16 protein-coding genes and 1 pseudogene are annotated in these 17,685 nt (G+C 66.7%); 9 read left to right on the top strand and 8 right to left on the bottom strand.

What is annotated here, in order from left to right; genetic code table 11:
• Positions 1–120: 120 nt before the first annotated feature.
• Positions 121–1,401, bottom strand: a complete 1,281-nt coding sequence (locus ACSQ24_RS10835) for an FAD-dependent oxidoreductase (RefSeq protein WP_436094678.1) — start codon at positions 1,399–1,401, stop codon at positions 121–123.
• 79 nt (positions 1,402–1,480) lie between these two features.
• A complete protein-coding gene (locus ACSQ24_RS10830; protein ID WP_436094677.1) occupies positions 1,481–3,040 on the bottom strand; it encodes a tannase/feruloyl esterase family alpha/beta hydrolase in 1,560 nt (519 codons plus the stop codon).
• A gap of 277 nt (positions 3,041–3,317) precedes the next feature.
• On the opposite strand from ACSQ24_RS10830, the gene ACSQ24_RS10825 reads away from it, so the two are divergent.
• Positions 3,318–4,217: a LysR family transcriptional regulator gene (locus ACSQ24_RS10825; RefSeq protein ID WP_436094676.1), complete on the top strand. Its 900-nt coding sequence runs from the start codon at positions 3,318–3,320 to the stop codon at positions 4,215–4,217.
• Positions 4,183–4,447, top strand: a pseudogene (locus tag ACSQ24_RS10820) (transposase); the annotation flags it as partial. The gene ACSQ24_RS10825 and the pseudogene ACSQ24_RS10820, both read left to right, overlap by 35 nt.
• 32 nt (positions 4,448–4,479) lie before the next feature.
• On the opposite strand, the gene ACSQ24_RS10815 reads toward ACSQ24_RS10820, so the two are convergent.
• Entirely contained in the window at positions 4,480–4,779 is a 300-nt protein-coding gene (locus ACSQ24_RS10815; RefSeq protein WP_436094675.1) for a lactonase family protein, read from the bottom strand.
• On the opposite strand from ACSQ24_RS10815, the gene ACSQ24_RS10810 reads away from it, so the two are divergent.
• Entirely contained in the window at positions 4,742–4,996 is a 255-nt protein-coding gene (locus ACSQ24_RS10810; protein WP_436094674.1) for an autotransporter outer membrane beta-barrel domain-containing protein, read from the top strand. The genes ACSQ24_RS10815 and ACSQ24_RS10810 overlap by 38 nt on opposite strands.
• A 28-nt stretch (positions 4,997–5,024) precedes the next feature.
• Positions 5,025–5,456, top strand: a complete 432-nt coding sequence (locus ACSQ24_RS10805; RefSeq protein ID WP_436094673.1) for a hypothetical protein — start codon at positions 5,025–5,027, stop codon at positions 5,454–5,456.
• A 73-nt stretch (positions 5,457–5,529) separates the two neighbouring features.
• On the opposite strand, the gene ACSQ24_RS10800 is transcribed toward ACSQ24_RS10805, so the two are convergent.
• The 5 genes from ACSQ24_RS10800 to ACSQ24_RS10780 all read right to left on the bottom strand — a co-directional run bounded on the left by ACSQ24_RS10800 (position 5,530) and on the right by ACSQ24_RS10780 (position 13,002).
• Positions 5,530–6,678 carry an acyl-CoA dehydrogenase family protein gene (locus tag ACSQ24_RS10800; RefSeq protein WP_436094672.1) on the bottom strand — a complete coding sequence of 383 codons (1,149 nt, stop codon included), beginning with the start codon at positions 6,676–6,678 and terminating at the stop codon, positions 5,530–5,532.
• 141 nt (positions 6,679–6,819) lie between these two features.
• Entirely contained in the window at positions 6,820–8,019 is a 1,200-nt protein-coding gene (locus ACSQ24_RS10795; RefSeq protein ID WP_436094671.1) for an acyl-CoA dehydrogenase family protein, read from the bottom strand.
• Positions 8,020–8,023: 4 nt separating this feature from the next.
• Positions 8,024–9,211 (bottom strand): acetyl-CoA C-acyltransferase, encoded by a 1,188-nt coding sequence (locus ACSQ24_RS10790; RefSeq protein ID WP_436094670.1) that lies wholly within the window; start codon positions 9,209–9,211, stop codon positions 8,024–8,026.
• 9 nt (positions 9,212–9,220) lie between these two features.
• Complete coding sequence (locus tag ACSQ24_RS10785; RefSeq protein WP_436094669.1) at positions 9,221–10,918, bottom strand: AMP-binding protein; 1,698 nt, start codon at positions 10,916–10,918, stop codon at positions 9,221–9,223.
• A complete protein-coding gene (locus tag ACSQ24_RS10780) occupies positions 10,915–13,002 on the bottom strand; it encodes a 3-hydroxyacyl-CoA dehydrogenase NAD-binding domain-containing protein (protein WP_436094668.1) in 2,088 nt (695 codons plus the stop codon). The genes ACSQ24_RS10785 and ACSQ24_RS10780 overlap by 4 nt, the downstream gene beginning before the upstream one ends.
• A 236-nt stretch (positions 13,003–13,238) precedes the next feature.
• On the opposite strand from ACSQ24_RS10780, the gene ACSQ24_RS10775 reads away from it, so the two are divergent.
• The 5 genes from ACSQ24_RS10775 to ACSQ24_RS10755 are packed head-to-tail and all read left to right on the top strand — an operon-like array spanning position 13,239 to position 17,682.
• Positions 13,239–14,399, top strand: a complete 1,161-nt coding sequence (locus ACSQ24_RS10775; protein WP_436094667.1) for an ABC transporter substrate-binding protein — start codon at positions 13,239–13,241, stop codon at positions 14,397–14,399.
• A 28-nt stretch (positions 14,400–14,427) separates the two neighbouring features.
• Complete coding sequence (locus ACSQ24_RS10770) at positions 14,428–15,300, top strand: branched-chain amino acid ABC transporter permease (protein WP_436094666.1); 873 nt, start codon at positions 14,428–14,430, stop codon at positions 15,298–15,300.
• A 10-nt stretch (positions 15,301–15,310) separates the two neighbouring features.
• Positions 15,311–16,273 carry a branched-chain amino acid ABC transporter permease gene (locus ACSQ24_RS10765; RefSeq protein ID WP_436094665.1) on the top strand — a complete coding sequence of 321 codons (963 nt, stop codon included), beginning with the start codon at positions 15,311–15,313 and terminating at the stop codon, positions 16,271–16,273.
• Positions 16,260–16,973, top strand: coding sequence for an ABC transporter ATP-binding protein (locus ACSQ24_RS10760; RefSeq protein ID WP_436094664.1), 714 nt, complete (start codon positions 16,260–16,262; stop codon positions 16,971–16,973). Before ACSQ24_RS10765 ends, ACSQ24_RS10760 begins: the two co-directional genes overlap by 14 nt.
• Positions 16,966–17,682, top strand: coding sequence for an ABC transporter ATP-binding protein (locus ACSQ24_RS10755; protein WP_436094663.1), 717 nt, complete (start codon positions 16,966–16,968; stop codon positions 17,680–17,682). Before ACSQ24_RS10760 ends, ACSQ24_RS10755 begins: the two co-directional genes overlap by 8 nt.
• The last annotated feature ends 3 nt before the right edge of the window (positions 17,683–17,685 follow it).

The raw sequence follows: 17,685 nt of genomic DNA, 5'->3' as shown, positions 1-17,685 counted from the left end.
TCGCAGGTGGTGGCGCAGGAAAAGGCGTTGTCTCGCCCGGGTTGCTCCTGCCTGATGGTTTTCGGCTGCATTGCGTCCTCCCTGTTTTGTCTTGTTGTGCGTTGGTCAGCCCCTTCGCGGTCAGGTGGTTGCGACCGGCGGCGGCATGTCTGCCGGGTCGAGCAGCGCGTCCTGGCCGGCGAGGATGCGGCGCACCTCAGCGGGCTCGGCGCGTCCATCCCGGGCGAAGCACGCCGCCGCGACGCCAGCCGCCTGGCCGGTGGCGAAGGCCGTGCCCATGACGCGAAGCGAGGCGCCGGCCTCACGATCCGCGTCCGCGGTGCGCCCGGCTGCGAACAGGTTCGGCGTGTCCGCGCTCATCAGGCAGCCGAGCGGGATATCGTAGGTGCCGCGGTCCGGCGGATAGATGAAGCTGCTCTCGAGCGTCTCGCGATCATGCCACTCGACGCCCCAGGAGCCGAGCGCGATGCAGTCGGCGACGCGGCGCCCTTCGGTGACGTGCCGCCAGGTGAGCTGCTGGACGCTGTTGATATGCCGGCTCTCGCGCGTGCCGAAGTCAGGCCCTGTCGAGGAGAGGTAGGCGCGCTCCCAGCCCGGCAGCGCGCGCAGGACTTCCAGATAGATCCAGGCCTGGGCACGCCCGCCCATCTCGGCACGGGTCATGCTGCGCGCGTCGCGGGCATCATAGTCCTCGCTGGCGAGGTAGGCGACAACGTCGCCCGACAGTGGCAGCCGGGCGATCACGCTCTTGCTCTTGGTCAGCCCGGCAACGCCGCGGTCACGGGCCGCTTCGATGACGGCTGTGACGCTCGCGGCCGACACGTCCGCGTCAGGCGAGACGCCGCCGAAGCGGGTGCCGAGCGTGCCGAGATTGACCGCGCCGTTGTTGCCGTAACGGGTGGACGCGCCGGCGAAGAAGGCCAGGTCGCAATCGCCGCTCGCGTCGACGAAGGCGCGGGCTTCGGCGGTATGCACGCCTGAATGGTCGGCATAGTGGACCCGCTTCACCGCGTCGCCTTCGCGGTCCGCGCCCGAGACGAAGGCGTGGAGCAGCACATCGACCCCGGCCTCCCGGCAGACCTCGTCAAGTGCGCGCTTGACCGCCTCGGGATCGAAGATGACGAATACGCCGCGATGCCGCGTCGGCGGCGTCACCGCGCCCCAGCGGCGCAGCTTGGCCATGACCTCGTCGGCGACCCCGGCCACGGATTGCCGGGGCGGCTCGCCCAGTGTGTAGAGCCCGCAATAGGTCAGCACGTTGCGCATCGTGGCGGCCCCGCCGAGGCAGCCGGCGGCCTCGATCAACCCGACCCGGGCGCCCGCCTTCGCGGCGCCGACGGCCGCGCCGACCCCGCCGGAGCCGCCGCCCACGACGAGCACGTCATACTGTTCTGGACTCATGGTCGTTTCCTCCTTTTTTCCTGCCGGGCCAGCTTCGCCTCGCGCTCCCATCAGGGCCTGGGGACGACGCCGGCCGCGATCAATCTCGCGGCTTGCAGCTGAAGCTCTCGGCCCTGTTGACGTCACCCGCGCCATTGTACTGGGCGACCGTCGGGTAGGCGCAGAGAGGCCGGGTCCGGGTGACCTGGCCGTCGACCACCTGCGAAGCGGTCAGGTTTGCCGGGCGCACCCCTTTTTCGACCCAGGCCTGCATGGCGGGAAGCAGGTCGAAATTGCTGGGCCCGATTCCCCCACGGCAATGGTTCATGCTCGGCACGAGATAATGCTGATAGAACTCGGCCACCTTTTCGCTGCCGAGAACCCCGGTGACGGCCTCGAAATACTCGTTCGACGGACGTGGCGAGATCAGCGGGTCGGCTTCGCCGTGAAACACCATCAGCTTGCCGCCGGCGCGCTTGAACGGGCTCAGATCCGGATTCTGCGCATCATAAGCCCAGCCCAGCTTCTTCATGGCGTGATCGTAGTCGCGCTCGAGCTCCAACGACTTGAGCAGGTCGTAGGACTGGTCCTCGAACACGACCTGGGACCAGAATTTGCCCCAGTTCTGCCCGGGAGCGTCTTGTCCGAGAAATGGCCAGCCGTGCTCGGCACCCAGCGGGTAGCCGTCCGTGAGTTGCTCGCCGTTCTTGCGCCGCGCGCCCGCATAGGACTGCATCAGCGCCTCACCCTGGGCCGGGGTCAGGCAATCGGCGGCGTCCCCCGACTTGCATTCGATCTTTTTGACGTCGAACGAACACTTGTCCGGCCGTGAAAGAATGCCGTCCTTGAGGCCGTCGAGCTTGTCGCATTGCTCGATGACCGCGTTGTGGACGAGCGCGCGCTTCGATGTCGGGATGATCGTCTTCGGCGACTTCATCTGCGCCAGGGCCGCCGCCGTGATCCCCGCCATGGCGCGCGTCCACTGGAAAACCGGGGCGCCGGCGATGATGCCATTATAGTCGCTCGGCCAGCGCTGCGCGTTCATGAGGCCCTTGCCACCGCCCTGCGAGCATCCGATCCAGTAGGAATAGTCGATCTCGCGCCCGTAGAATTTCCGTGTGATGTCCTTGCCGGCGACAGTCGTCACATGGATCGCGCGGAACCCCATATCGACGACTTTTTGCGGTTGGTGGATCGCCCAGCTCTGATCGCCCTCGCTCTGCTGGCGGTGCCCGTTATCCGTCGATACGGCGGCAAATCCAGCTTCGGCAGCGGCGCGCAAACCGCGCTCGATCCCTGCGGCGTTGCTTTCGTAAATGATGGCGCCGGAATTTCCGCCGCCGCCGATCCCTTGAAAGCGGCCGTTCCAGCCGTTGTGCGCGGGCAACCACACCTCGAACGCGATGTCGGAGCCAGGCTCGGGACGCGATACGCCTTCGACGCGGCAGATCGGCTTGGACAGGGGCTTCGACCGCTCGCTCGCGCTGAAGGGCGGCGTCACGAAGGTCGCCCTGGTCACCGTTGTCCATGTATCGGGCCGGTAGCCGTTCAAGGCGGTGCAGGCCGACAGATCTTCATCCGAAACGCCGGGGGTTTGAGCGGCGGCGGTCGTCATCAGCGGGCCGATGGCCGCGGCGCAGAGCAGAAGGCCCTTCCTCATCGATCGTCTCCTCCAAAATGCAGCTCGTCGAGCTGCCTGGCTTGATGGGTGCGACGCGTCGCCGTTCCGCTGGCGCTCCTTCGGCGTTTCTTTGAAACACCGTCACGGCAAGGAGCGGGTTGACCCGGTGCGATGCCGCCAGAGCATCTGGAGAGCCGCGCTTGAATTGCCCGTTCGGCAAGAATTCGGCGTCTCAATTTTCGAGACTGACGCTACCTGCGCCTTGCGGATCCAAAAAGCGCCTTGCGTACGGTCCAGAATTCGTAAATCGTGAATAATGAGCATGATCGAGAATATGCGGGCGCTGATCATGATCGCCCGCAGGGGTAGCTTCGTTGCCGCAGCCGAGGCGCTCGATCTCTCTCCCTCGGTTTTGACGAAGCGGGTCATGCAGCTCGAGGCCGCCGTCAATGCGCGGCTGCTTGACCGCACCACCCGCAGCGTCGGCCTCACGGCCGATGGCGAGTACCACCTCAAGCGCATGATCGATGCCGTCAACCTGCACGACGAGGCGGTCGCCGCCATGCGCAAGGGAGCGGCTCAGCTGGAGGGCACGATCCGTATCAAGCTGCCGACGACCCAGGGCTTCTTGCACCTCAGCGCTCTGGTTCAGCAATTTGTCGAGGCGCATCCCTCGCTGAATGTCGAGGTTCTTCTGATGGACGGTCCGTTCAACCCCGCGACCGAGGGCTTCGACATCGCCATCAGCGCCTTCCCGCTGAGCTTTGACGGCGTCATCGACACCTTCCTCTGGCCGGTGAGGAGGACCCTCGTCGCAAGCCCCGATTACCTCGGGGCGCACGGCCGCCCGGACAACCCGCGTCAGCTGCAAAGCCATGACTGTCTTGTCTACCAGCCGACGGGAGCCAATTGGCCGTTCATGGGGCCCGAGGGCCGGATCAGTGTTCCTGTCCGGGCGCGCATCTCCAGCAACGACATGCTTCTGCTTCTGAACGGAGCGAAAGCCGGCCTCGGCATCGGCATGATCAGCCGATACGTGTCCTCCGCAGCGATCGCCGCCGGCGAGGTCGTCGAAATCCTCGAGGGCTATGCCGTTCCCGATCTCTGGATAAAGGCGATGGTGCCGTCCGAACGAGCCGCCGTGCCGCGCGTGCAGCACCTGCTCGCGTTCTTTCGCGAAAGAGCACCGTTGTTTGGGCTGGCATCGCTGCAATGAGTTGTCGCAACGGCTGAGCACCCCTCCCCGGGTCGGCCTCATCTCGGCCACGGCGCTGACCGCGTCGGTCATCGACGCCGGCCGCTTCCGCTCCGGACGGCAGTTTGCGGCCTCGCTCGGCCTGACGCCGCTCCCGCATGGAAGATCGCTATCTGCGGCGGCTGATCGTCGTCGGCATGACCTCGCTGGTTCGTCGAACCCGGACCAAACCAGACTCGGTCGACCCGCGGGAGCGCCGGAATCGGCTGTGCTGTGAGTGCGACTATGTCGACCGCGCTTTCCAAACTACGCAGACTGGGCTGCGCACTTGCGCGATTTCGACCGCTGGTCGGAGGCAGCCGGCTTCACCGACGTCCAGTCGGGTCAGTCCATAGCTCTCCTCATTGGCGCAGATCACGGCCGACGCATCGGGCGTAAGCGCGATGAAGCGAGGCGTGCGGCCGCCACAAGGTGTGATGCCGTTCGGCCTCAGCCGCCCGGAGCTTGGGTCGACCTCGAAACCCGCGAGGCTGTCATGCCCCCGATTGGACGCGAAGAGATGGCGTCCGTCCGGCGTCAGCACGATTCCGGCCGCGCGGCTGAAGCCGAAGAAACTGTCGGGCGGCGGTTCGCCCTTCTCGATCGCCGGCGTCCCGATCGCCCGCGACGCGCTGGTCGTCGGCGCAGGCCTCGCGCTGAAGCTCGCGCCTGGCGCCGAGGTTGCGCTCTCCTATGACGGCCAGCTCGCCAAGCACGCCACCGACCACGCCTTCAATGCCAGGCTCGCGGTCAGGTTCTGACATGATGTTGCACTGAAGGATCGCCACAGTGGCAAAGCGGATCGGTATCGTCTTGGCGGCCCTCGCACTCACGGCCTGCCAGAGCTCGCAGGAGGCGGCCAAGCTGGTCAGAAGCGAATGGGTCGGCCAGCGCGCCGATGCGTTCTTCGTCGCCAATGGACCGCCACGCGACAGCTTCCCGCGCGATGGTGGCGGCATGATCTATACTTGGCGGGGCGGCGACGCGACGATCACGCGGCCGGGCCAGCTCCAGGCCCGTCAGACCGTCGGCCCGGCCTATGACGGCAGGCCGCTGCGCGGCGCGATCGTCAACGACCAGCCGCCGCAGCAGCTCAACTATTTTTGCGAAATGCAGATCGCCGCAGATAATCAGGATATCATCGAGTCGATCCGTATCAGCAGGGACACCGCCGGCACCGGCTTTTCATTCTCCCGCTGCAGCGAACTCTTCGCGCGATGATCGCTATGGGCTGTTTCAAGGTGCAGCCGATCGAATTGTCCGAGAGCAAGATTTCGCAATGCCGGTGCACTCTTCAAGCCGCCAGCCCCCCAGCGCTCGACACCCGACGCAGGTGATGGGGCGTATCGCCGAACAGGCTCTCGACCATCGTCAGGCGCTTGAAGTAATGCGCGCCGAGATATTCCATGGTCATGCCGATGCCGCCATGCAGCTGCACCGCCTCCTGCCCGACGATGCGGCAGGAGCGGTTGACCTGGACCTTGACCGCCGAGAGCGCCGCCGCCCGCTCGGCGGTGTCATGATGCTCGACCATCATCGCCGCATAGCAGGCCATCGAGCGTGCCTGTTCGAGTGCGATCAGCATGTCGACAGCGCGATGCTGCAGCACCTGGAACTGCCCGATCGGAGCGCCGAACTGCTGGCGCGTCTTGAGGTAGTCGACGGTCAGCCCATGCAAGGCTTCCATGATCCCCACCGACTCGGCGGCAAGCGCCGCGATCGCGTAGTCGGCAACGCGCTCCAGGATCGCCAGGCCCTCGCCCTCAGTGCCAAGCAAAGTCTCAGGCCCGAGCTTGACCCCCGAGAGCGCGATCTCGGCAGCGCGCCCACCATCCTGCGTCGGGTAGCCGTGGATCTTCACGCCCTCCGCATTGGCCGGGACGAGGAACAGGCTGATGCCGTCGCGATCGCGGCGGCTGCCGGAGGTGCGGGCGCTGACGATCAGCCGCTGCGCGCTGTCGCCCGAGATCACCACGCTTTTCGCGCCTTCGAGCACATAGCCGCCATCAGCCTTGCGGGCGCTCGCTGCGACATCGAACAGATCGTAGCGCGACTGCTTCTCGGTGAAGGCCAGCGCTAGCCTGAGCGAGCCCTCGACGACGCCGGGAATGATCTCATCCTTCTGCGCCGCCGTTCCGCCGAGCCGGACTGCGCTGCCGCCGAGCACGACGCTGGCGAGATAAGGCTCCAGCGCCAACCCGCGCCCCAGCGCCTCCATCACCACCATGGTCTCGACCGGCCCGCCGCCAAAACCGCCCTCCTCTTCGGAGAATGGAATTCCGAGAAGACCCAGTTCGGCAAATTGCGCCCAGTTCGCCTCGGCAAAGCCGAGCGGCTCCTTAGCCAGATTCTGGCGCGCCTCGAGCGAGCCATAGGTCGCGCCGATCAGACGATCGACGCTGTCCTTGAGCTGCGACTGTTCGGATGTGAGATCGAAATCCATGGGTCGTTCCAGTGTCCGCAGGGACCGCTACATCGTCATGGTCGGGCTTGTCCCGACCATCCACGTCTTCATCCGCGCCGTACGACGTGGATGCTCGGCACGAAGCCGAGCATGACGGCGAAGGCCCGCCGACGGCTCGGATCAAAGCCCAAGCACCGCCTTGGCGATGATGTTCTTCTGGATCTCGTTCGAGCCGCCATAGATCGAGACCTTGCGATTGTTGAAATAGCTCGCCGCCGCCGCACCGGCCCAGTCGTAGTCGAACGGCCAGTCATTGGTCAGATCGCCCGAGCGCACTGGCGCGGCGAGCGCGAACGGCCCGGCGACTTCGAGCAAAAGCTCTGTCGTCGCCTGCTGCAATTGCGAGCCCTTGATCTTCAGGATCGAGGAGGCAGGATCGGGCTTGTTCGGATCGCGCTTACCCTGCGCCGCCACGACGCGCATCTGCGTGATCTCCAGCGCCTTCAGCTCGATCTCGACCTCGGCCAGGCGCTCGCGGAAATCGGCATCGTCCCACATTGTGCCCTCACCTGCCGGCATCTCCTTCGCCAGCCGCTTGATGCGGGCAAGCCGCTCCTTCGAGAGGCCGATCCGGGCAATGCCGGTGCGCTCGTTGGCGAGCAGGAACTTGGCGTAGTCCCAACCCTTGTTCTCCTCGCCGACGAGGTTTTCGACCGGCACCTTCACATTGTCGAGGAAGACCTCGTTGACCTCGTGTCGGCCCTCGAGCGTGATGATCGGCCGAACCGTGATCCCCGGCGTCTTCATGTCGATCAGGATGAAGGAGATGCCAGCCTGCTTCCTGGCAGCAGGATCGGTGCGGACGAGGCAGAAGATCCAATCGGCATATTGGCCGAGCGTCGTCCAGGTCTTCTGCCCGTTGACGATGTAATGGTCTCCCTCGCGCACGGCCCTGGTCTTCAGCGAGGCGAGATCGGAGCCAGCACCCGGCTCGGAAAAGCCCTGGCACCACCACTCGTCGAGATTGGCGATCTTGGCGAGGTGCTTTTCCTTCTGCGCCTGGTTGCCGAAGGCGGCGATCACCGGCCCGACCATGTAGCAGTTGAACTGCAGCGGCAGCGGCACGGCGGCGAGCAGCATTTCCTCGGTGAAGATGTAGCGCTGGATCGGCGTCCAGTCCTTGCCGCCCCACTCCTTCGGCCAATGCGGCACGGCAAAGCCGCGCTTGTTCAGGACGCGCTGCGAGGTGACATAGTCCTCGCGCGTCATGCCGCGCCCTTCCGAGACCTTCTTGCGGATCTCCGCCGGGATCTCGGTACGGAAGAAAGTCCGGATCTCGTCACGGAAGGCCAGTTCCTCGGGCGTGAAGCGCAGGTCCATTGGATCAGCCCTGGTTGATTTCGAACAGTCCGGCGCAGCCCATGCCGCCGGCGACGCACATGGTGACGACCGCATAGCGCGCCTTGCGGCGGCGGCCCTCCAGCAGCGCATGGCCGACGAGGCGCGCCCCGCTCATGCCGAAGGGATGGCCGATCGCGATCGCGCCGCCATTGACGTTGACCTTCTCGGGATCGATGCCGAGCCTGTCGCGGCAATAGAGCGACTGCGAGGCGAAGGCCTCGTTCAGCTCCCACAGGTCGATGTCGGAGACCTTGAGGCCATTGCGTTCGAGCAGGCGCGGCACGGCGAAGACCGGGCCGATGCCCATCTCGTCGGGCTCGCAGCCGGCCGAGGCGAAGCCGCGGAAGATGCCGAGCGGTTCAAGGCCGCGGCGCCTGGCCTCCTGCGCCGACATCACCACGCTGGCGGCGGCGCCGTCCGAGAGCTGGCTGGCATTGCCGGCGGTGACGAACTTGTCCTCGCCGCGCACCGGCTTGAGCTTGAGCAGCCCTTCCAGCGTCGTCTCCGGGCGGTTGCCTTCGTCCTTGGAGAGCGTCACCTGCTCCTGCCGGACCTCGCCGGTCGCCTTGTCGGTGACGGCCATCACCGCGCTCATCGGCACGATCTCGTCATCGAACAATCGGCGCTGCTGGGCGGCGGCGGTGCGGCGCTGGCTCTCCAGCGAGAATTCGTCCTGCGCCTGCCGCGAGATGCCGTAGCGCTCGGCAACGATGTCGGCGGTCTCGATCATCGTCGTGTAGATCGTCGGCTTGTTGGCCTTGAGCCATTCGTTCTCGGTCAGGTCGCGCCGCACCACCGGCCCGACCAGCGAGATCGACTCGACGCCGCCGCCGATCGCGACCGGCACGCCATCCATCACGACGCGCCGCGCCGCATGCGCGATTGCCTCCAGCCCCGAGGCGCAGAAGCGGCTGACGGTGACGCCGGCCGACTGCACCGGGATGCCGGCGACGAGCGCGCCGTGGCGGGCGACATTGCCGCCGGTCGCCGCCTCCGGATAGCCGCAGCCCAGCACCACCTCCTCGACCGCTTCCGGCTCAAGGCTTGCCCGGGCCATGGCGTGCCTGATCGCATGGGCGGCCATGTCGGCGCCGCGGACCTGGTTGAAGGCGCCGCGATGGGCCTTGCCGATCGGCGTGCGGGCAGTCGAGACAATGACGGCTTCGGTCATGGGGAGTTCCTATGCGGCGGGGTCTATGGAAGCAGGGCTCGTCGAGGCGGGCCCGGCCTGTTTCTCACGTTCTTCGGCGATCAGCACCTTGGCGAGCAGCTTTCCCGCGGCGCTGCGTGGCAGGCTGGCGCGGAATTCGAGCGCGCGCGGCATCTCGTGGCGGCCGAGGCGGTCCTTCAGGAAGACCTGCAGCTCGTCGAGGGTGAAGCCGGGCGCGCCGGCCTTGAGCGTGACGAAGGCCTTGGCCGCCTGGCCGCGATAGGCGTCGTCGATGCCGATCACGATGACCTCGCGCACGGCCGGATGCTCGTAGATCGCGCCTTCGATCGCGACGGGATAGACGTTGAACCCGCCGGATATGATCATGTTCTTGCGGCGGTCGACGATCTCGAACAGCCCGTCCTCGTCCATACGGCCGAGATCGCCGGTCAGGAACCAGCCGTCGTCGAAAGCCTCGCGCGTCGCCGCATCGTCGTCGAGATAGCCCTTGAAGACATTGGGGCCGCGAATGGCGATCTCGCCGACCTCGCCGGGCGCAAGCTCCGTGCGCGGCGGATCGAGCGCGACGATCTTCATCGCGAGGCCCGGCAGCGGCACGCCGATCAGGCCGGGCCTAAGCCGCGCCATTTTTGGCACCCGCGCTCCGGCCGGCGCCGTCTCGGTCATGCCCCAGCCATTGTTGAGCCTGGTGCCCAAAATGCCCTCCAGCCGCGTCTGCACCTCGAAGGGCAGCGGCGCGCCGCCGGACACGCAGGAGCGCAGCGAGGAGAAGTCGACCTGCTCGACACCCGGCCGGTTGAGCAGCGCGAACCACATCGTCGGCACGCCGGTGAAGACGGTCGCGCGCTTCTCGGCGATGTCGCGGATCAGCACCTCGACGTCGAAGCGCTGGCGCAGGAGGATCAGGTTGCCGTCGCGCAGATGGCGCAGCAGCGCCGCGGTCAGCGCGTAGATATGGAACAGCGGCAGCACCGCGATGACCCGGTTCTCCCCGGGCGCGAGCGGCTCGCCATCGGTCCAGAGCCGGTAGATGTTCACCGCCGCGACGAGATTGCCATGCGTCAGCATCGCCGCCTTGGGCAGGCCGGTGGTGCCGCCGGTGAATTGCAGCAACACGAGATCGTCGGGCCCGACCTGCGGCCAGCGCGTCGGTGGCCGCGCTTCCAGCAAGCTGTCGAGCGCGGCGGCGCCGGACTGGCCGGGCAGCGGCAGAACCTCGCCTTCCTGCCCCCAGCGCTCATCGGCGCCGACCAGCAGGCGCGGCACCAGCCCCGCCTCCAGCAACTTCAGCGCGTTCGGCAGGAAGCCCGGCAGGTTCGTGGTGATCAGCCAGCCCGGCCGTGTCGCCCTGAGCTTGTGCTCGAGCTCGCGCGGGGCATCGAGCGCCGAGAGATGGACCACCGTCGCACCGCAGCGCGCCACGGCGAAGAAGGTGACCGGGTGCCAGGGCGTGTTCGGCAGCAGGAGCGCCACCCTGTCGCCGGGCCGTACGCCATCCGCGATCAGACCGGCGGCGAGGCGCTCGATCAGCTCATGCAGCGCGCCATAGCTGATCAGCCGTTCGCGGAACTCGATCGCCGGCGCCTCCGGACGCGCGGCGACGACGGGCGCGAGCAGATCGGGAATCGTCCCGGTCTCGATCTCGGAGTCCCAGTCGCAGGCCTGCGGGAAGCGCTCCTGCCAGATCGGCCGCGGCGCGCCGCTCATGCGGCCTTGGCCTTGAGTTCGGAGAAGCCTTTGCCCTCGGCGGCGAGCTTGCGCAGCAGCGGCGCCGGTTCGAGTGAGGCGTCGCCGCTCTCCGCCGCCTGGGCCTGGAGCCGCCTGGCGATGACGTCGAGACCGACGGAATCGGCCCAATGCATCGGCCCGCCGCGCCAGGCCGGCCAGTTATAGCCGTTGAGCCAGACGATATCGATGTCGCCCGGCCGCGCCGCGATGCCTTCCTCGAGGATGCGCGCGCCCTCGTTGACCATCGGGTCCATCAGCCGCGCCACGATCTCGTCCGCGGTGAAGCTGCGCCGCGTCACGCCCTTTTCCTGCGAGATCCGCGCGATCAGCGCCTCGACCTCGGGGTCGCGCTCTCCGGTACGGGCGCCCTCCGGATAGAGATAATAGCCCTTGCCGGTCTTCTGGCCGAAGCGCCCGGCTTCGCAGAGCGCGTCCGCCACGGCGGCCGTCTTGCCCAGCGATTTGCGCGTGCGCCAGCCGATATCGTTGCCGGCGAGGTCGGACATCGCGAAGGGGCCCATCTTGAAGCCGAACCCGGTCAGCGCCGCATCGACCTCATGCGGCAGGGCGCCGGCGATCAGCAGCCGCTCGGCGGCGCGGGTGCGCTGTGCCAACATGCGGTTGCCGACGAAGCCGAAGCAGTTGCCGACCACCACCGGCACCTTGCCGAGCTTGCGCCCGAGCGCGATCGCGGTCGCCACCACATCGGCGGCGACACCGGCGGGCCGAACGATCTCGAGCAGCTTCATCACATTGGCAGGGCTGAAGAAATGCATGCCGAGCACCTCGCCCGGCCGGCTGGTGATCGCGGCGATCTCGGCAAGGTCGAGATAGGAGGTATTGCTGGCGAGGATCGCGCCGGGCTTGGCAATCCTGTCGAGCGCCCCGAAGATCTCACGCTTGACGCCCATCTCCTCGAAGGCGGCCTCGATCACGATATCGGCCTCCGCTGCAGCGGAAAGCCCGACGGCCGGCGTGATCAGGGCCATGCGCTGCTCACGCACCGCCTCGGTCATCGAGCCGCGCTTGACCGAGAAGCCATAGGTGTCGCGCACCCGCTCATAGCCCTTGTCGATCTGTTCCTGCGTGGTCTCGATCAGCGTCACTGGGATGCCGGCATTGGCGAAGCACATCGCGATGCCGCCGCCCATGGTGCCGGCGCCGATCACCGCGGCCCGCGCGATCGGCCTCGGCTTCACGCTCTCGTCGATGCCCGGCACCTTGGCCGCCTCGCGCTCGGCGAAGAAGGCATAGCGCAGCGCCTTGGAGCGATCGTCTGCGACGAGCTTGCGGAACAGCGCGCGTTCGGCGGCGAGCCCCTCCTTGAAGGGCAGCGTGAAGACGCCGCGCACCGCCTCGATCAGCGCCATCGCGTTCGGCATGTCGCCCGATTTTGCCGTCGCCTCCTTCGCCGCGGCCTCGAATGCTGCGCGGTCGGCGTCATCGAGCTTGTCCGACCGCTCGCCGGTGCGCGGCGGCGCGCCCTTGGCGGCGAGCTCGGCGGCGAAGATCACGGCCGCCTCGACCAGATCGCCGGCCTCGACCTTGTCGACCAGCCCGAGCGCCGCAGCCTTCTCGGCCGGGATAGGCTCGCCCGAAAGCATCATCGGAAAGGCAGCGGCTGCTCCGATCAGGCGTGGCAGGCGCTGCGTGCCGCCGGCGCCGGGGATCAGGCCGAGCTTGATCTCCGGCAGGCCGAGCTTCGCGGCCGGCGTCGCGACACGACCATGGCAGGCGAGCGCGACCTCGAGCCCGCCGCCGAGGGCCACACCCTCGACCGCCGCGACGACCGGCTTGCTACACCCTTCGATCGCGTCGAGCACATCGGGCAGGATCGGCGAGACCGGCGGTTTGCCGAATTCGCTGATGTCGGCCCCGGCGATGAAGGCGCGTCCGGCGGCCGCGATCACGATGGCCTGAATCGCGCCGTCAGCTGCCGCCTCCTCGACCGCCGCTTTCAACGCCGCACGCAACGGCGCGCTCAGCGCATTCACTGGCGGGCTGTCGATCGTGGCGATCACGACGGAGCCGCGGCGCTCGAGCCGGACGGTCTGCATAAGCATTCCCTCAATAGCAATTCTGCAATGCAGAATTTTATTCTGCATTATTTTCGCTACGAAGGGCAGGCGTCGAATTTTGTCAAGAACTCGGCTCATGACCGCGCTGAAATCCGCTATGAAGCCTGCATTGCAGAACGCGTTGTGCTTGACCTCTCGCGAACCGCCGTGCCATGGCTCCCCTCAAGCCGCGCTCAATGCCGCCGAATGGGCGCGGGAAGCGGCGCTCGGGAGGATGGAAAATGCGCGGGTACGCTCTTGCAGGCCTCATTGGTGCGACGCTGGCGATCGCCGCCCCGGCCCCGGCCGAGGAGATCGCGATCGGTTCGCATATGCCGTTGACCGGCACGATCGCCCGCTCCGGCCAGGCTTTTCGCGAGGGCATGCTGGTCGGCATCAAAGTCTTCAACGACTCGCAGTCGAAGCATCAGATCAAGGTCAGCCTGATCGACGACGAGAGCCAGCCGGCCAAGGCCGTTGGCGCCGTCGAGAAGCTGGTCTCCGACGGCGCAGTCGCGATCATCGGCGGCTACGGCTCAAACATCGTCGGCCCGGCATCGGATGCCTCGAACCGGCTCGGCAAGGTCTACATCACCGCCGGCGCGGTCAGCGAGGAGCTGGTCCAGCGCGGTCACAAGACCTTCTTCCGGATCAACAACAATTCCGGCTATCAGCGCGGCTTCGAGACCATGGTCGACGAGCTCAAGCCGAATGGCGTCTCGGTCATCGCCTCGACCAAGGAAGCGACGATGCTGCTCGGCAAGGGGCTCGAGGACGCACTGACCAAGAAGGGCGTCAAGGTCACGCTGCATCCCTTCGACCCCGCCATCACCGATTTCAAGCCGATCATCAACAAGGTCAAGCTGCAGGACAAGTCCGACATCATCTTCATGTCGGCCTATGAGAACGACTATGTCGGCATCATCCGCGCCGCCAAGGTGCTGAAGCCACAGGTCAAGCTCATCGTCGGCGCCTGGTCGCTCGCCATTCCGAAGATGTTCCAGGACTTCCCCGACCTCATGGAGAACGTCGTCGGCACCACGCCGCTGGCCTACCCGGTCGACGTCAAGGACGAGGAGAGCAAGCGCTTCGTCGCCGCCTTCAAGGCAATGTTCAACAAGGACATCGACTACGCCAACACGCTCTCCTATGTGCAGACCATGGTGATCTGCGAGGCGCTGGCGCGCGCCGCCGATGCCGGCACGCTGAAGTCGGGCGGCCTCGCCGAGGAGATGCGCAAGACCAAGCGCAGTTCGCCGCTCGGCCAGATCGTCTTCAACGAGGTCGGCGACAATCCCAGCTTCTCGCTGTCGATGGGCCAGCACCGCCAGGGCAAGATCGTCCTGGTCTCGCCGGCCGAGCAGGCAACCGGGCCGATCACCTATCCCGGCCTGCCCTGGTGAGGTGACGACAACGATCTGATCGCGCCCGATGTTCGAACTCATTCAGCAAGCGGTCTTCTCCGGCCTGCTCGTCGGCAGCGTCTATGCGCTGGTCGCACTCGGCATCGCGCTGACCTTCGGGGCGATGAAGATCATCAACCTCGCCCATGGCGAGCTCGTCCTGCTCGCCGCCTACATGGCCTATTTCATCGAGAGCCGGACTGGCTGGAACCCTTACGCCTCGATCCCGCTCGCCTTCGCGGTCACCGGCATCGTCAGCGTCGCGATCTACCTGCTGATCGATCGCATCCGCGAGCATCGCGAGCTGAACTCGCTGATCCTGACCTTCGCCATCGGCATCATCCTGACCAATGCGATCCTGCTGGTCTTCAAGAGCGATGTCCGCTCGACCAATTCGCCGTTTCTTCAGGACGCGATCTCGTTCCAGACCGTCTACGCGATGAAGGGCGAGATCACCGCTTTCGCCATCAGCCTTTGCGTCATGGCTTGCCTGTGGTGGTGGCTGAAGAAGAGCTGGTATGGCCGCGCCGTGCGCGCGGTCTCCTCCAACCGCGACGCCTCGATGCTGATGGGCGTCAACCCGGCCCGCGTCGAACTCGCCGCCTTCATCGTCGCCGGCATCCTCGCCAGTGTCGCGGGCGTCGCGCTCTACACCATGAGCGTCGTCCAGCCGGCGCTCGGCCCTGGCCTGACGATCAAGGCCTTCATCGTCACCGTGCTCGCCGGCGTCGGCTCGATCCCGGGCGTATTCTGCGCCGCACTCCTGCTCGGCGTCACCGAGGCGCTGACGGTGACGCTGGCAAGCTCGGCCCTGCAGGAACTCGCCGGCATGGTACTCTTCCTGCTCGTCCTCTTCCTCAGGCCGAGCGGGCTCTTCGGCGCCCACGCTCGGCGCGGCTGAGGGGAAACCGATGCGCAATCTCCCAGCCATCGTCCTGGTCGTCGCCGCGATCGCGATCCCGTTCCTGTTCGGCAGCAACGGCTATGTCATGGGCCTGATGGTCTCAGGGCTGATCGTCGCCGGCGTCGCGCTGGCCTGGGCGCTGCTCGGCAATCTCGGCGGCATGGTCTCCTTCGGCCATGCCGCCTTTTTCGGCGTCGGCGCCTATACCTCGGCGTTGCTTGCCGCGAAGTCGGGCCTGCCGGTGCCGCTCAGCCTGCTCTGCGGCGGCTTAGGCGCGGCGCTCTGCTCACTGGTGATGCTGCCGGCGCTCAGGCTGTCGGGTCCCTATTTCGCCCTGGCGATCCTGGCCTATGCCCATATCTTCAAGATTCTCGCGACCGAGGCGACTTCGCTGACCGGCGGCTCGGCCGGCCTCGCCCGCTTCCCGACCTTGCCGACCATCGCCGGCATCGATTTCTCCAGCCGCGTCGGGAGCTACTGCCTGCTGGTCGTCATGGTCGCGGCCTGCGCGTTCCTCTACCTCGCGGTGAAGCGCAGCCATATCGGCACGGCCTTGCGCGCCATGGCCGAAAGCGAGGACGCGACCCGCGTCGTCGGCGTCAACGCCACGTTGCTCAAGGCCTGGATGCTGGTGCTCTCCGCCTTCATCACCGGCCTGTTCGGCGCGATGAACGCCCATATCATCAACTTCCTCGAACCGGACTACGCCTTCTCCGGCAACTGGAGCATCCTGCCGATCATCGCCGCGATCTTCGGTGGCTACCGCACCATTCTCGGGCCCGTCGCCGGCGCGATGCTGATCTATCTGTTCGATCAGGTCATCGCGAAGGAGCTCGTGCCGGTCGGTCATCAGATCCTGCTTGGCGTCCTGCTCGCCGGCATGATCCTGGTGGCGCCGAGCGGTCTGTTCGGGCTGCTCGCGGGCAAGCGCAAGGCGCCCAAGCCGGAGGCCGTCCATGCTGCGGCTTGAGGACCTCACCGTCCGTTTCGGCGGGCTGACAGCGCTGAACAGCGTCTCCTTCGCCATGAGCGATGGCGAGATCCTCGGCCTCGTCGGCCCCAATGGCGCCGGCAAGACGACGCTGTTCAACACGATCTCCGGACTGGTCCGGCCGCGCACCGGCCGCATCCTGTTCGAGGAACGCGAGATCAACCGGATGCCGCTCCATGCGCGCGCCCGACTCGGCCTCGGCCGCACATTCCAGATCCCGCAGCCGATGCACCATCTCACGCTGCGCGAGAACCTGACGGTCGCGCAGGTCTTCGGCGCCGGCAAGAGCGACCCCGCCCGGATCGACGAGATCCTCGACGTCATGGAGCTGACCGAGCATGCCGACCGCGACGCTGCGACCGAACTTGCGCTCCAGGAGCTGAAGCGGCTCGAAGTCGCCAAGGCGCTGGCGACGAACCCGCGCATCCTGCTGCTCGACGAGGTTCTCGCGGGTCTGGAAAGCCAGGCCAAACGCCGCTTCGTCGACAAGCTGCGCGAGCTGCACCAGCGTTATGCGCTGGCGATCGTCATCGTCGAGCACGACATCGAGACCATCTCTACGCTGTGCTCGCGCGCCGTCGTCCTGAACTTCGGCACGCTGATCGCAGACGGCACGCCGGCCGAGGTCTTCCGCGATCCAGCGGTGGTCGAGAGCTATACCGGGGCCGCCGATGCTTGAGCTGCGCAACGTCCAGGCCGGCTATGGCAGCATCAACGTGCTTTGGGACATCTCGCTCGCCTTCCCCAAAGGCGAGCTGACCGCGGTCGTCGGGCCGAACGGCGCCGGCAAGACCACACTCTTCCGCGCCATGATGGGCCTGATTCCGCATCGCGGCGAGATCCTGCTCGATGGCGTGCCGCTCAGGGCCAAGACCTGGGACCTGATCGAGGCCGGCCTCGTCATGGTTCCCGAGGGCCGCATGGTCTTCAAGGACATGAGCGTCGAGGAGAACCTCGCGCTCGGCGCCTATCCACGCCGCTGCCGTGCCGACCGCGCCCGCAATCTCGAACGCATCTTCGCGCTCTTCCCGCGCCTGAAGGAGCGTCGCGCCCAGTTCGCCGGCTCGCTCTCCGGCGGCGAGGCCCAGATGCTGGCGATGGGTCGCGGCCTGATGAGCGAGCCGCGCATCCTCCTGATCGACGAGCCTTCGCTTGGCCTGGCACCGGTCATCGTCAAGGAGGTCTTCGCGACCATCCGCCAGCTCAAGGCCGAAGGCGTCACCATCGTGCTGATCGAGCAGAACACGCATATCGCGCTCTCGGTGGCCGACCAGGTCCATCTGATGCGCTCGGGCAAGCTATTGCTCAGCCAGCCTGCCGCCGGCATCGACCTCGACCATCTGCATGATCTCTACCTCGCCCGCGATGCCGGCTCGGCCGCCTCCTGATAC

The sequence above is a fragment of the Allobosea sp. LjRoot237 genome, from assembly GCF_964253285.1.
In the GTDB taxonomy this organism is placed as follows: domain Bacteria; phylum Pseudomonadota; class Alphaproteobacteria; order Rhizobiales; family Beijerinckiaceae; genus Allobosea.
This window is presented reverse-complemented; position numbering and strand designations above follow the sequence as displayed.